The sequence below is a fragment of the Cupriavidus sp. 8B genome, from assembly GCF_054589115.1.
The window spans coordinates 73,259-87,409 of sequence record NZ_BAAILO010000329.1 but is presented as its reverse complement, the minus strand read 5'-3'; the positions used below and the strand labels follow the sequence as shown (position 1 = coordinate 87,409).

General features: G+C 64.4%; 15 protein-coding genes. 9 read left to right on the top strand and 6 right to left on the bottom strand.

The features are described 5' to 3' along the window. Window positions 1-78 precede the first annotated feature (78 nt). The gene (gene ggt / locus ACYP5B_RS33305) at window positions 79-1,944 is read right to left on the bottom strand and encodes a gamma-glutamyltransferase (protein ID WP_459572470.1); all 1,866 of its coding nucleotides are present in this window, start codon (window positions 1,942-1,944) and stop codon (window positions 79-81) included. A 29-nt stretch (window positions 1,945-1,973) separates the two neighbouring features. Continuing rightward, window positions 1,974-2,846 (bottom strand): MurR/RpiR family transcriptional regulator, encoded by an 873-nt coding sequence (locus ACYP5B_RS33300; protein WP_459572469.1) that lies wholly within the window; start codon window positions 2,844-2,846, stop codon window positions 1,974-1,976. Window positions 2,847-3,077: 231 nt separating this feature from the next. Between ACYP5B_RS33300 and pdxR the strand changes: the two genes are divergently transcribed. Continuing rightward, complete coding sequence (gene pdxR, locus ACYP5B_RS33295; RefSeq protein WP_459572468.1) at window positions 3,078-4,646, top strand: MocR-like pyridoxine biosynthesis transcription factor PdxR; 1,569 nt, start codon at window positions 3,078-3,080, stop codon at window positions 4,644-4,646. Window positions 4,647-4,702: 56 nt separating this feature from the next. Here the strand turns inward: pdxR and ACYP5B_RS33290 are convergent, their stop codons facing one another. Further along, on the bottom strand, window positions 4,703-5,620 hold the full coding sequence (locus ACYP5B_RS33290) for an MBL fold metallo-hydrolase (RefSeq protein ID WP_459572467.1): 918 nt from the start codon (window positions 5,618-5,620) through the stop codon (window positions 4,703-4,705). Between the two features lie 121 nt (window positions 5,621-5,741). On the opposite strand from ACYP5B_RS33290, the gene ACYP5B_RS33285 reads away from it, so the two are divergent. Continuing rightward, window positions 5,742-6,191 (top strand): heavy metal-responsive transcriptional regulator, encoded by a 450-nt coding sequence (locus ACYP5B_RS33285; RefSeq protein WP_459572466.1) that lies wholly within the window; start codon window positions 5,742-5,744, stop codon window positions 6,189-6,191. Between the two features lie 181 nt (window positions 6,192-6,372). On the opposite strand, the gene ACYP5B_RS33280 is transcribed toward ACYP5B_RS33285, so the two are convergent. Further along, window positions 6,373-7,335 carry a hydroxymethylglutaryl-CoA lyase gene (locus ACYP5B_RS33280; RefSeq protein ID WP_459572498.1) on the bottom strand — a complete coding sequence of 321 codons (963 nt, stop codon included), beginning with the start codon at window positions 7,333-7,335 and terminating at the stop codon, window positions 6,373-6,375. A 178-nt stretch (window positions 7,336-7,513) separates the two neighbouring features. On the opposite strand from ACYP5B_RS33280, the gene ACYP5B_RS33275 reads away from it, so the two are divergent. After that, a complete protein-coding gene (locus ACYP5B_RS33275; protein WP_400103639.1) occupies window positions 7,514-8,443 on the top strand; it encodes a LysR family transcriptional regulator in 930 nt (309 codons plus the stop codon). A 231-nt stretch (window positions 8,444-8,674) separates the two neighbouring features. Here the strand turns inward: ACYP5B_RS33275 and ACYP5B_RS33270 are convergent, their stop codons facing one another. After that, on the bottom strand, window positions 8,675-8,950 hold the full coding sequence (locus tag ACYP5B_RS33270) for a tripartite tricarboxylate transporter substrate-binding protein (RefSeq protein WP_459572465.1): 276 nt from the start codon (window positions 8,948-8,950) through the stop codon (window positions 8,675-8,677). Window positions 8,951-9,057: 107 nt separating this feature from the next. Further along, entirely contained in the window at window positions 9,058-9,648 is a 591-nt protein-coding gene (locus tag ACYP5B_RS33265) for a TetR/AcrR family transcriptional regulator (RefSeq protein WP_459572464.1), read from the bottom strand. A 173-nt stretch (window positions 9,649-9,821) separates the two neighbouring features. Here ACYP5B_RS33265 and ACYP5B_RS33260 point away from each other — a divergent pair, with 173 nt between their 5' ends. From ACYP5B_RS33260 to ACYP5B_RS33235, 6 genes are read left to right on the top strand one after another with little or no spacing between them, the layout of a single operon-like run. Continuing rightward, window positions 9,822-10,643 (top strand): alpha/beta fold hydrolase, encoded by an 822-nt coding sequence (locus ACYP5B_RS33260; RefSeq protein WP_459572463.1) that lies wholly within the window; start codon window positions 9,822-9,824, stop codon window positions 10,641-10,643. Window positions 10,644-10,647: 4 nt separating this feature from the next. After that, a complete protein-coding gene (locus ACYP5B_RS33255; RefSeq protein ID WP_459572462.1) occupies window positions 10,648-10,944 on the top strand; it encodes a hypothetical protein in 297 nt (98 codons plus the stop codon). A gap of 20 nt (window positions 10,945-10,964) precedes the next feature. Further along, on the top strand, window positions 10,965-11,804 hold the full coding sequence (locus ACYP5B_RS33250; RefSeq protein WP_459572461.1) for a DODA-type extradiol aromatic ring-opening family dioxygenase: 840 nt from the start codon (window positions 10,965-10,967) through the stop codon (window positions 11,802-11,804). Window positions 11,805-11,838: 34 nt separating this feature from the next. Next, window positions 11,839-12,183, top strand: a complete 345-nt coding sequence (locus ACYP5B_RS33245) for a non-heme iron oxygenase ferredoxin subunit (protein ID WP_416051952.1) — start codon at window positions 11,839-11,841, stop codon at window positions 12,181-12,183. Window positions 12,184-12,202: 19 nt separating this feature from the next. Next, complete coding sequence (locus ACYP5B_RS33240) at window positions 12,203-13,603, top strand: aromatic ring-hydroxylating dioxygenase subunit alpha (RefSeq protein WP_459572460.1); 1,401 nt, start codon at window positions 12,203-12,205, stop codon at window positions 13,601-13,603. After that, window positions 13,600-14,151 carry a 3-phenylpropionate/cinnamic acid dioxygenase subunit beta gene (locus ACYP5B_RS33235; protein ID WP_459572459.1) on the top strand — a complete coding sequence of 184 codons (552 nt, stop codon included), beginning with the start codon at window positions 13,600-13,602 and terminating at the stop codon, window positions 14,149-14,151. Before ACYP5B_RS33240 ends, ACYP5B_RS33235 begins: the two co-directional genes overlap by 4 nt.

Genomic DNA, 14,151 nt, shown 5'->3' with positions numbered 1-14,151 from the left:
GTCCGGCCCTAGGGCCGGCCTTCTGCATCGCAGTCCCGGCGCTCCGAAAGCACCGAAGGCACCATCGCACAACCGCGCTTAATCCCCCAGTGCCACCCCCTCGCGGCGCGGGTCGGCGCCGCCGGCCCAGGCCCACGTGCCATCGGGGCGCTGGCGGCGCATGATGGCCTGCGTGCCGCTGGTCATCTCGATCTGCGCGACCTCATGCCCACGGTCTTTCAGGCCCTGCACCAGGGCTGGGCTGACGAGGCCGGCTTCCACTTCCGTCGGTCCGTTGCGGCTGCCGAAGTTGGGCATGTTGATGGCCGCCTGCACGTCCATGTTCCAGTCCAGCAGGCCCACCAGCGTCTTGGACACGTACTCGATGATCTGCGAGCCGCCGGGCGAGCCCACGGTTGCGACCAGCTTGCCGCTCTCGCGGTCGAACACCAGCGTGGGTGCCATCGACGAGCGCGGACGCTTGCCGGCCTGCACCCGGTTGGCGACGGGCTTGCCGTTCTCGCTCGGCGTGAAGGAGAAGTCGGTGAGCTGGTTGTTCAGCACGAAGCCGCGCACCATCAGGTGCGAGCCGAAGTAGCTCTCCACGGTGGTCGTCATGGAAATCGCGCCGCCCGTGTTATCCACCGCGACGATCTGCGAGGTGGACACGCGCGGCGGCGAGCGGTCCGGCGCCAGTGCGAGACTGGTTCCGGGTGGCACGCCGGCCTGCGCCTTGTCCATGCTCTCATCGCCGATCAGGCTAGCGCGACTTGCCAGGTAGTCGCGGCTCAGCAGCCCCGCCACATTGACTGGCACGAAATCCGAGTCCGCCACATAGAGCCCGCGGTCGGCATAGGCCAGGCGCCCGGCCTCGGAAATCGCGTGCACGGCGTCGATACCCGGCTCGACACCGGCAGGCGTTGCTACCTGTTTAGGCTTCAGCGCGGCGAGCGCGTATTTCGGGTTCCTGGCCTCCAGCGCCTGCAAGGAGCCGAGCATCTGCGCGATCGCGATGCCGCCTGACGAAGGCGGCGGCATGCCGCAGATCGTCCAGCGCTTGTAATCGCTGCAAATGGGCGCGCGCTCCTTGGCGCGGTAATCTTTCAGGTCCACCAGCGACAGTGAGCCCGGATTGGCGCTGCCGTTGACCTGCTTGACGATCTCGCTGGCAATGGGGCCGGTATAGAGCACGTTCGGCCCGCGGTGAGCGATCTCGCGCAGCGTCTTGGCCAGCGCCGGATTCTTCAGCATGGTGCCGACGGGCTTGGGCTTGCCGTCCGACGTCAGGAAGTAGGCCGCCATCTCGGGCGAGGCCGGGAGGAACTTGTCGGCGGCGATCTGCGTATAGAGGCGCGGCGAAATCGGGAAACCCTGCTCGGCCAGCGCGATGGCCGGCTCGAACAGCTTGGCCCAGGGTAGCTTGCCGTGTTGGCGATGCGCCAGCTCCAGCGCGCGCAACACGCCGGGGGTGCCCACCGAGCGCCCGCCGATCTGCCCTTCGCTGAAGCTCATGGGCTTGCCGTCGGGGCGCATGAACAGGTTCTCGTCGGCACCGGCGGGCGCGGTCTCGCGACCGTCATAGGCCTGCACGCGCTTGCCGTCCCAGTACATGATGAAGGCGCCGCCGCCGATGCCGGTGGCTTGCGGTTCCACCAGCGTCAGCACGGCCTGCATGGCAACGGCCGCATCGATGGCCGTGCCGCCCGCGCGCAGGATCTTGCGGCCGGCTTCGGTGGCCAGAGGATTGGCGGCCGCGGCCATGTGCTTGTCGGCGTAAGCGGTCGTCATGCCCTGCCGGTAGCCGGACGACACCTCCGGGGCCGGGGGCAGGGCAGCCGCCGCGGGGACGGTAGTAGCCGGCGGGGCTGAAGACACGCCGGTCTGCGTCGAGCATGCGCTTAGTAGGGCGAGCGCGACGGCCAGCGGGCTGCCGCGGCGCATCAATGAAAACTGCTGAGTGGCCATTTCATCATTCTCCTGAAAGGAAAGACATTCTAGAAATCAATGGATGCGCCTTCGGGCGTGGCAGATCTGCGCATCGCCTCGATGGCTTCGAGCCGGAGCTTTGCTTCTTCGGGATCGCGGGCAATGAGCGCGGCAATCAACGTCTCGCATTGCGCCAGCGCGGGTACCTTGGTATCGAACGGCGAGTCGGTCTGTACAAAACTGCTTAGCGTGGCCGTGGCGAAGCTGGCAATCGGCGACTTCCACTCGTCGGTAAACAGAATGATCGTTGCGCCGAGACGATGCGCCGCCGCCGCAAAGTCGATCACGCTTTTCTGATAGCGGCGGTAATCGAAGACAACCAGCGCATCGTTTGGCCCGATGTCGACCAGCACCTCGTTCGCGCGCTCCAGGGCAGGCTCGACGAGACGGACCTTGGGCCGGATATGCGTCAGGTGCGAGGCAAGCCGGGAGGCCAGAAACAAGCTCGCCCGCCCGCCGGTGCAGAACACGGCGGACCGCGCATTGCCAAGCAGTTCGACTGCGGCATTGAAGTCATCCGGCGCCGCGCGCTGCGCCACGCGCTCAACCGACATCGCCAGGCTTGCCAGCGAGTTCTTCTGGAAGTCCTCTCCCGGTGCCATGGTGCCCAGCGCGCCAAGCCGGGAGAGCGGCGAGTTCATCGCCTCGTCGACCTCCGCGAGAAGCGCTCGCTGAAACGATGGGTAGCCGTCGAAGCCAAGCTTTACGACCAGCCGGTACACCGTCGGGTCGCTGACCCCCGCTTGCGCCGCGAGGCTCGAGATGGATGTCAGCGCGGCACTCGGATAGCAGGCGAGCAGCGTTTCCACCACCTTCAACTCCGACGCGGTGAATCCGGCGGCTTGGCCTGCCAGCATTTCCCTGATTGACGCGTTGGCCAAGCGCTCTCCGAAAAGTGGCATGTGAGGCACTGCCGCACGCCAACGTGGTGTAATAAACATTACAGTGCCTGAAACAAAACGGAGAATATCATCTTGGTAGCCAGGTCAAAGCGCGTATAAACCCTCGGTTTCGCCTTGCCAAGGCTGCGTGTATCGTCTGTCAATGCAATGCCTGACTCAACGCTGTGAAGTTTTTTGTAGCGTACGTTACAAGGTGCTGTACGCAGGGTGATGCCGGTAGTCACCAGCCCAGAGTCAAGGCTCAACGAGCAAGAGGGAGCGAAGACTTTGAAAGAGACGCCACTAATCGACTGGCTTCTCGGGCGCAGTCACTGGGCTCTACCCGACCGATCGGGCCTCCCGGGCCTTCCCTTAAACCGGCAGTTGTTTGACGACATCCGCGGCGCGATTCTTGCGGGCCAGTTGTCCGCCGGTACGCGCTTGCCGCCGACACGCGAGGTTGCCAAAGGCCTGAGCATCGCCCGCAACACGGTCCTGTATGCGTATGAGCGCCTCACCGAGGAGGGCTATACGCTGACACAGGGCGGCAGTGGCACCTACGTCGGCAAGGCCCCGCCCGATCCCGCGCTGCGCGAGCGTGTGTTCGGCTTGAGCCAGGCGAGCGAGATCGCGCCGCCACACGAGGCATCGCGCTTGTCTGCCAGAGCACGCGAGTTGCTCGATGGCGCCGGCGCATCGGACCGGCAGGTTGGCTCGTTCGTGCTGGGCATTCCGGATGTCCGGCAGTTCCCGCGCGCGACATGGCAGCGCCTGATCACGCAGGTCTGGAAAACCGCCTGCCAGGAACAGCTGGGCTATGGCACGCGGCACGGCTGCCCGCCGCTCAAGCGTGCGCTGGCGCAATACCTGGCGCTCGCGCGCGGCGTCGACTGCTCGCCCGAGCAGATCGTGGTGACGCAGGGCAGCCACCAGGCCATCGATCTGTGCGCCCGCTTGCTCGCCGATCCGGACGATGTGGTGTGGGTGGAAGACCCCGGCTACTGGGGCGCGCGCAGCGTGTTTCGCGCCGCGGGCCTGAAGGTCGAGGCGGTGCCGGTGGACGCGCAGGGCATGCAGCCTCCCGCCGCACCGCAAACCGCGCCCAAGCTCATCTTCGTGACCCCGTCGCACCAGTATCCCAGCGGCGTGGTGATGAGCCTGGCGCGCCGGCGCTTGTTGACGGAGCTCGCGCATCGCCACGATGCCTGGATCATCGAGGACGACTACGACAGCGAGTTCCGCTACCACGGCGCGCCCCAGCCGTCGCTGCAGGGCCTCGATCCCCATCGCAACACCATTTACGTGGGCAGCTTCTCCAAGGTGCTGTACCCCGGCCTGCGGCTTGGCTTCCTGATCCTGCCCCCGTCACTGGTGGATGCCTTCGCCGTAGCGCACTCCGAGCTGTATCGCGGTGGGCAACTGCAGATTCAGACCGCGCTAGCGCTGTTCATCGCGGACGGGCATTACGCCGCCCATATCCGGCGCATGCGCAAGATCTATGGCGAGCGCCAGGCCCTCCTGACGCACGAATTGCAGCGCCGGCTGGACGGCGAGATCGATATCGTCGGCACCGATACCGGGCTGCACCTCACCGTCCTGCTGCGCCGGGCCAACGATCACCTGGTATCCCGTTGCGCGCTGGCCAACGGGATCGTGGCGCGCCCTCTGTCGTCCTACTACGCCAATCCCCTGCGCTCGCGCAACGGCCTGGTGCTGGGCTACGGCGGGGTCAGCGAGGAGGAGATCGGGCCTGCGGTGGCCAAACTGGCGTTGGCCATCGAGTCGGTCAGCAGCGCCTGATGCGGGCGTCAGGAGAGTCTGCACGGAATGGGGAAGGCGCCGGCCTGAACGTCACCTCATTCCACCCAGGCTGGGAAGTATCCCAGTGACGTCTGTACCGGCCCATCGTGCGCCGGAACCACGACAATATCCGGATGCCTGCCCGCCAGCGCGCGAATCTGATCCACGGCATCCTGGGTTTGTTCAATGTCGCCATCCACCAACCAACGTGCTGCCCAGAACTTCGGGCTGCCAAGCTTCAATGCCTTCGCATTCCAGACTGCATCGCCCACCAGGAAGTACTGTGCACCGGAGTCGACAGAGATGAACATGCCGATCGAACCGGGGGTATGACCTAGAAGAGGAACGAGCACGACCGTGCCGTCTCCATAGAGATCCCGGCTGTTCGCGAACCCTTTGTATGACACCGGTTCGAATGCCAAGCTTTTCCATTTGATCGATTGCGCGCTGACTTGCGAGGGCCAGCTGCCGCCGACGCCAGCGGTAGGGCGCCTGATCACCGACAGCTCCGCCGGATGCACCAGCACCGTGGCATTCGGGAAGTCGCTAATGCCGCTGGCATGATCCCAGTGACTGTGGCTCAGGATAATCGTTTGAACGGGTTCCATGCCGGCGCGCAATAGCTGGTCGATCACCGGGTCCACCGGATTCTCGTACTTGAAAAACAGACTTTGCCACCAAGGCATATCTTGCCGATATTGATCGGCCACCTGCGAGCCCAGCCCTGCGTCAAACAGCAGCGTGTCAGTGCCGTGTTTCACCAGGAACGCGGAGAAGTTATTGCTCACCTTGCGCGTGAAGCTCCCGCCGGAGTAGACCAAGGCCTCGGTAACGGATAGCTCCGCGGTTCTGATGATCGCAAAAGCTACCTTGGGTTGGCCCGAAGTCGATGGGCTGCCTGGTGCCGAGCCATTGTCGGCGATAGCAGGCATGGCAATAGCAGACAGCAGTAGAAGAGCAAGCATACGAAACATGGCGTCACCTTTGTCGATGGTTCCGAGATCCTGTGGAGTGCATCCCGCGCGCACCTTAAACCTTGGTGTAGACTCCAAGGTCAAGACAAATCAGGGACGTCGCGTTTGACGGGGGCCACAGGTGAACATCAGCGAGTTGGCGAAGGCAGTTGGCACGACTACAGATACCCTGCGTCACTACGAAAAGGTGGGACTGTTGGCGCCGCCCGCTCGGCTGGGCAATGGCTATCGTTCATACGACACCAAGGCCGTTCGGCACATTCAATTCATCCGTAGCGCGCAAACGCTCGGGTTCTCGCTTGCCGAGATTCGGGAAATCATCCCGCAATTGATTGACGGCAGGTTTGGCCGGGCCGAGATAGAGCAACGCTTGAGCGCCAAGATCGGACAAATCGATGCCCATATCAAGGCGCTTCAGTCCTTGAGAAAGGAGTTGGTCGCAACGGCCAACTCCTTATCCTGTCCTCCGGGGGCTCCGGTCACCATGGCATCCGCGACTAAAGTTCCCGTGATCCATAAGGACAAGTTGCATACGGATAAGAGAATCTCACCGCGCCCCGGCAAGCGATGACGCCGTCGGACAAGGCGCGTTCTCCTCGACTCTCGCGATGAACTTCTCGATGGTTCTCATGTTCCGACCACACGACCCGCCATCAGCGGTCGCGGTAGTGGTCGTGGTGTTGAGGGCAAGGAAGTGCACGCGCATTGCCGGATGCTGCAGGCCGGGCGGGACGTCAATATCCCGCCCAGGCTCAGCGCGCAAGCGCAGCCTGGCGAATGGCCTCGAAATCCGCCGGCGGGGCGTGCCGCGTCAAGCGCGGGCCGGCCTGCGATACCTGCGCGGGCAGATCGTGCCGGAGCAGCCGGCGCAGGGTGGCTGCGGCGTCGAGCAGGCCGGGCAGGTGCATGCCGGTGTCATAGCCCATGCAGTCGAACATATGCACCATGTCCTCGGTGGCGACGTTGCCGGTGGCGCCCGGCGCGTAGGGGCAGCCGCCGATGCCGCCAAGCGACGTGTCGAAGCGGCGGATGCCGGCTTGCGCGGCGGCCACCGCATTGACCAGCCCCATGCCGCGCGTGTTGTGGAAATGGGCGGTGAATTCCAGCTTGGGAAAGCGTGCCTGCACGGCCTCGCACAGTGCCTGCACCTGGTTGGGAAACGCCATGCCGGTGGTGTCGCACAGCGTGATGCCGTGCACGCCCAGCGCGGCAAAGCGGGCGATCCATCCGAGCACCGCTTCGGCCGCGATCTCACCCTCCATCGGGCAGCCGAATACGCAGGACAACGAGACGTTCACCGGCACGCCGTGCTGCGTGCCGAGCGCGATCACGTCCTGCAACTGGCTGAACGACTGCTCCTGCGTCATGCGCAGGTTGGCCAGGTTGTGGGTTGCACTCACCGACATGACAAGGTTGAACTCGTCGGTGGCGGACGCCAGCGCGCGCTCGCCGCCGCGCACGTTCGGCACCAGCGCGGTGTAGACCACGCCGGGCGTGCGCCGGATGCGGTGCATGACCGCCTCGGCGTCCTTGAGCGCCGGGATGGCCTTGGGCGACGTGAACGAGGTGACTTCGATCTTGGCGAAACCCAACCCGCTCAGCGCGTCGAGCAGGGCGACCTTGTCATTCGTCTCGATGAAATGGCATTCCATCTGGAAGCCGTCGCGGGTCGCCACTTCATTGAACTGCAGGCGCACGCCATTGCCGTGATTCATGCCGGCGATCAGGTGGCCGAATTCCAGTACCTTGAGGTTCTTCAATGCATCCATGGGGAGTCGCGCAGGGCAGTTGGCTTTAATGGCGCCACTTTATGGGCGCGGCGCTGCCGGCGGAATTGCTAGTCTCCACAATCCGGCTTCGCAAAACGCGAAGGCCACGCGCTAGAATGCACCCATGACCTGGCCCCTCAATCCCGCCCGAGTAGATTTCGTGACGCTGCGTTTGTTCTGCGCGGTCGTGCAGACCGGCAGCATCACGCAAGGCGCGGCCGCCTGCCACCTGGCCTTGTCGGCAGCCAGCCGGCGCTTGTCAGACTTCGAGGAGACCACCGGCTTCCAGCTGCTGGAGCGCACTTCCAAGGGCGTGACGCTCACGCCCGTGGGCCATATGGCCATGCAGCACGCCATGCGGCTGTTCCAGGGCTTCGAGCGCTTCAGCGCGGAGCTGCAGGACCATTCGCGCGGCCTCCTGGGCCATGTGCGGCTGTGGGCCAATATGTCCGCCCTGACGGAGTTCCTGCCCGCCAGGCTAGCCACCTTCCTGGCGCAGCACCCGGGGGTGCATGTGGAGGTCGAGGAGCAACTCAGCGGCGATATCGCCCGCGCGCTGGTGGACGGCCTGGCGGATATCGGTGTGTTCTCCGAAGGCACGCCCACGGATGGGCTGGACATCAGCCATTTCCAGACCGACACGCTGGTGCTGCTGTGCTCGCGCCGCCATCCCCTTGCGCGCAAGCGCCGCGTCGATTTTGCGAGCTGCCTGGAATACGACATGGTCGGGCTCAATCGCGGCAGTGCGTTGCTGGAACTCACCTCGCGCGCGGCGGAGCAGGCCGGGCGGCCGCTTCGGCTTCGCATCCAGGTCCGCAGCTTCGACGCGATGTGCCAGATGATCGCGGCCGACCTTGGCATCGGGGTCCTGCCGCAAGCCGTGTGCCGTGCCCAGGCCAAGGCGCTGGGGCTGCATATGGTTGGCTTGTCGGACGATTGGGCCAGCCGGCGGCTTCTGCTGGCAACGCGCTCGGGCGTGCCCTTGTCGTCCGCCGCGCGGCTTCTGGGGGAGCATCTCCGGCGGGCCGGCGGGCCGGATGCCAGCGCGCCCTGACTGCTCCTCCCGCAGGCTTACTCCACCTTGGCGCCAGACTCCTTGATGATCCGGCCCCAGCGCGTGGCCTAGCTCTTCATGTAGGCCGTGTATTGCTGCGGCGTGCCGCCAAGGATCTCGGAACCCTGCGCAACCAGCTTGGCGCGCACCGCCTCGTCCTTCAACGTCCTGTCCGTTGCTTCCCGCAGTTGCTTGACGATCGATTCCGGCGTGCCCTTGGGTACCAGGATGCTACGCGCCCATTTCCAGCGAGCTCATGCCGGTCGCTTCCTTGATCGTCGGGATCTCCGGCAGCAGGGTCGAGCGTTTGGCGCTGGTGATGGCCAGGGCCTTCAGCTTGCCGCCCTTGATCAGAGGCTGGGCGTCGCTCAGCGGCAGGAGCATGAACTGCGTCGAGCCGGCGATCAGGTCGGTGATCGCGGGCGCGCTGCCTTGTACGCGACATGGGTCACCTGGATGCCGGTCTCCTTGGCAAAGAGCGCTCCAACACGCTGCCGTAACGAGCACCCGCCCTCTCCCCCAGCCCCTCTCCCGCGCGCGGGAGAGGGGGAGCACGACAACGCAATCCGGCTTTGTCAGCAAGCTGAGGGGCACACTGGTGCCCCTTTTTCGATTCAGGGCGCCAGCAGCAGCCGTTCGATGCAGGCCCTGCGCTCTTCCTTCTGCGCTGCGGTGCCCTGGTGGGAAAGCAGGGACTCCGACAATTCATAACTGTATAGTGCGAACGCCCTTGCCCGTGCTTCGGGGATGTCGAACCCGAGTGCGCTGAAGCACTGCGCGATATAGGACAGGCGCTTGGCGTCCACCTCGTCGAGCACCTGGCGCACGCGCTCCTCGCGCCGGGCCCAGGCGCGGATGGCAAGCTCCGTTGACGCTGCCTCCTGCGCAGCCGTTCCCCGGAACGGCAACGAGAGCAGATCCCGGACAAGCTCCCGGGGCGCCAGCCCGCGGCGCTCGAAGCGGTAGATGATCTGCTCGGTAGCCTCATCGCGCCATGCGGTCAGCATACGCTGCAACAGGTCTTCACGATCCTTGAAGTGCCAGTAAAAGCTGCCGCGCGTGACTTCCAGCTCCTTGGCCAGCACCTCGACGCGCACGGCGTCGACGCTGCGGCTGACCAGCAGATTGCGGGCAGCCTTGATCCAGTCTTCCGGCGTAAGTTGGTTGCGAGGGGCTGCGGAACTTGTCCCCGTGCCTTTTGGCATAGTGCCTCCAATAAAGATGGTGAGGATTGTACTTCCCCCTGTCAATACACATATGCACGGTAAGGTTTGCGGCGTCTTTCGGGTAAACGCCAATAAATAAGCCGAAATTCTTGCTTGACCGGATCTCCTTCGCTTCCTACCATACACATACGTATGTGTATGGAGAAATTGAGATGACTCAGCATGAAGGCGTCGGCTTGACCTTGACCGCCGCGGAACACCAAACCAACTACTTCGACCAGGGCACGGGCAAGCCGCTGTTCCTGCTGCATGGATCGGGGCCGGGCGTGTCCGGCTGGTCGAACTGGAAGGGCGTGATGGGCGAGCTCGCCAAGACCTTCCGCGTCATCGTTCCGGACATCGCCGGCTTCGGCTTTACCGAATTCAAGGAAGACACGAAGTACGACATCAAGCTCTGGGTGCGGCATCTGGTCGGAATCATGGATGCGCTGGACATCGAGAAGGCTTCGTTCGTCGGCAACTCCTTCGGCGGGGCGCTTTCCGTCGGCCTGGCAGTGTTCGATCCCAAGCGCGTCGAGCGCCTCGTGCTGCTCGGCACGCCGGCAGGGGAGTTCGAGCAGACGCCGGGCCTGCGCTCCGCGTGGGAGTACGAGCCGTCGCCGGAGAACATGGAAAGAACGATGCGTCTGTTCCCTTTCGACCAGTCGATCATCACTCCGGAAATGGTGCAATCCCGCTATGCGGCCAGCGCCCGTCCCGGCGCGCAGGACGCGCTGCGCAAACTGATCCCGCAGCCCAATGCGCAAGGCCCGACCATGGTCAAGGGCTTCCCCGAAGCGGCACTAGCCAAGATCGAGGCGCCCACGCTGGTGCTGCACGGACGCGAAGACCGCGTGGTACCGCCGGCTTGCGGCCAGTTGCTGGCCCGCACCATCCCGCAGGCGGACCTGCACCTGTTCGGGCAATGCGGGCACTGGGTCCAGACCGAGCGGCGCGCCGATTTCCTGAACCTGGTCAGTAACTTCTGCGCGTAAGACCATGAGCCGCAACGTCCTCGAAAAGGTCCTCCACCAGCTCACGGTGGATCGCTCGGCCAAACAGCGCTTTCGCGAAGATGCCGATGCCTACCTGCAGCGCTTTGCCCTGAACGAGGCGGAGCGGGCCATGTTGACCCGGTTCGATGTGCTTGGCCTGCAGCAGGCTGGCGTCAACCCGATGCTGACCATGGGCTTCTGGCAGGAGCTGTCCCCGGAGCGCGACATGCGCGCCTACATGAAGAAGCTGCGCCCGGTCGGATCGGCCCAGGCGTTGCACAGCGCCGCATTGAAGCGCTAGGAACAGGAGCAGGAACAAAGATGGGAAAGATCGTAGGTGGCTTCCTGGTGCCCCATGACCCGGTGATGTTCGTCGCGCCCGAGGCGCCGGCACCCGCGGTGCGGGAGCGCATGTGGAATGCCTTCAAGACTTGCGCGGCGCGGCTGGCGGAGCTGGCGCCGACCAGCGTGGTGATCGTGGGCGCCGACCACTACATGCTGTTCGGCACCGGTTGCCTGCCCAGCTACCTGATCGGCACGGGCGATGTCGACGGCCCGCTGGACGCCATGCCGGGCCTCAGGCGCGGCGTGATACCGAACAGCGAAGCGCTGGCATCGCATATCGCGAGCGCTGGCCACGCGAGCGGCTTTGACTGGGCGGTGGCGCGCGCGCTGACGGTGGACCATGCCATCGGCATTCCGAACCAGTTGATGGTGCAGCCGATGAGGGAAGCGGGCCACGCCGTCGGCACCATCCCGGTGTACCTCGCCGCCGGTGTCGACCCCTATATCCGGATGGCGCGCGCCATCCAGGTCGGCCGCCAGATCCGCGATGCGGTCAGCGCCTATTCGGAGAATGAGCGGGTCGTGGTGATCGGCAGCGGCGGCCTCAGCCACTGGGTCGGCACCGCGGAGATGGGCTGGGTCAACGAGGCTTTCGATCGCGAGATCCTGGCCTATGCCGAACGCAACGACCTGCAGGCGCTTGGCGCCCTCAGCGACGAGTACATCCTCGCCAACGGCGGCAACGGCGGCATGGAGATCCGGAACTGGGCCTGTGCCATGGGCGCGCTGGAAGGCGCGCGCGGCGAGATCATAGCCTACGAAGCCGTCCCGGAATGGGTGACCGGCCTGGGATTCGTACAGCTGCATCTGCAGTGACCGGCTCCGAGCCGGGCAAGAAGGAATTACAGCAATGAGCAATAAAGTCTTCCTGATCCAGCGTGAAGCGCTGGCGCCGGGCCAGGTGTGCAAGGTCGAGACATCGGGCTGCCCACTGGCCGTCTACAACATCGACGGCGAGTACTTCGCCACCAGCGATGTGTGCACGCATGCCACCGCATCCCTGTCCGAAGGCGAGATCGTCGATGGCGACCTGATCGCCTGCCCGGTCCACGACGGCCAGTTTCATATCCCGACCGGACAGGCCGTCGGGTTCCCGTGCACCGTCGACCTGCGCACGTACAAGGTCATCGTCGAGGCTGACCAGATCTACGCCGATCTGGACGAAGAATCCGAAGCGGCGTCATCGGCTATCTGAAGCCATTGAGAGACTGAACATGACACACGACTGCAGCGGCAACTGCGAGCGCTTGCGCAAGGACCCCACCAGCGCGCCCCTGCGCGATCTGGATCGCCTGTTGGATCTCAACGCCGGCAGGCTGTCGCGCCGCGTCTACTGGGACCAGCGCATCTATGAGCAGGAACTGGAAAAGATCTTCGCGCGCAGCTGGCTCTTTCTCGCGCACGAATCGCAGATTCCCAAGGCTGGCGACTACGTCACCACCTATATGGCGGAAGACAACGTGATCGTGGTGCGGCAGAAGGATGCTTCCATCCGCGCGTTCCTGAACACCTGCCCGCATCGCGGCAATAAGCTGAACTTTACCGACGCGGGCAACGCGCGCAGCTTTGTCTGCAACTACCATGGCTGGAGCTTCGGCATCGATGGCGCCTTGCGCGGCATGGCGGGGCAGGAGCTGTTCGAGGCGAGCGGCATGGACCGCTCTGAGCATGGGCTGCATCCGGTGGCCAAGGTGGCGAGCTACAAGGGGCTGGTGTTCGGCAACATGGACCCGGACGCGCCGTCGCTGGAGGAATTTCTCGGCGATTTCCGCTATTACCTGGACGTCATGCTGGACATGGATGGAGAGGGCACGGAGTTTGTCGGCAGCTGCGTGAAGTCTGTGATCAACTGCAACTGGAAGGTCCCGGTCGAGAACTTCATCGGAGACATCTACCACGCGCTGTGGACCCATGACTCCGCCGCCCGCGCCATGCTGGGCGGCCCGGTGGCCGAGGTCTTCAAGGATCCGGATTCTTACCACGTCAACTTCAACGGCCATGGCTGGGAGTTCAACCTGGATGTGGTCGGCAATGCCGCGACCCTTGGCGACAAGGAGATCCGCAAGTACCTGTATGGGATCCAGCCGCTGGTGGCGCAGCGGCTCGGCGAGTTCCGCTCCAAGATGATCGGTTCGATCTCTTCGGTGAGTGTTTTCCCCAACCTTTCCTTCCTGCCGGGACAGAACACCTTCCGCGTCTGGCATCCGCGCGGCCCGGGCAAGATCGAGCTGCACACCTGGACCATCGTCAACAAGAGCGCGCCGCAAGACATCAAGGATCGCTGGCTCAAGGGCACCATGCTGACGTTCTCGCCCTCCGGCGTGTTCGAGATGGACGATGGCGAGAACTTCGAGTTCTCCACCCGCACCAACGCCGGTTTCGTCACGCGCCAGCAAGACCTGTACATGGGCCTTGGCCTCGACTCCAGGCTGGAAGGTAGCGAACTGCCGGGCAATGTCTATCGCAACCAGGTGAACGAGGCCAACCACCGGGCGTTTTATCAGCGCTGGCTGGACCTGATGCAGGCGCGCGCCTGGGCTGAAGTCCCGGTACGCGACAAGCCGAGCCTGCCCGAGAGCGCGTTCGTCAACGACAGCCTGAAGGAGGTCGCATGAGCACGCTCCCGCAACGCCAGCCCCAGGTGCCGGCGCCCCAGCCGGTGGACCTTGCCACCGCCCATCGGGTTCAGCAGTTCCTCTACCGCGAGGCGCGCCTGCTCGACAGCGAGGCGTGGAGCGACTGGCTGGCACTGATGACAGACGACATCCACTACTGGATGCCGGCCATCGAGAACCGCCGCCGCGCGGACAAGCTCGGTGCCTACGGTGTGGGCCGTGGCGCGTATTTCGACGACAACCACTTCGACCTGTCGCGCCGCGTTGCCCGCTTCAGGCAACCCTCCGCGTGGGCCGAGGATCCGCCGACTCGCCACGTGCACGTGATCAGCAATATCGAAGCGTACGCGGGTGAGGCAGATGACGAGTTCATTGTGCACTCGGTATTTGTCAACTACCGCAGCCGGGGTGAGGCGGACAACGATCTGCTGCTTGGCCGGCGCGAAGATGTACTGCGCGCCCATGGCGAAGATTTCCGCATCGTCCGCCGCAAGATCGTCATCACGCAGTCGCTGTTGATGTCCAAGAACCTCAATACCTTCTTCTGA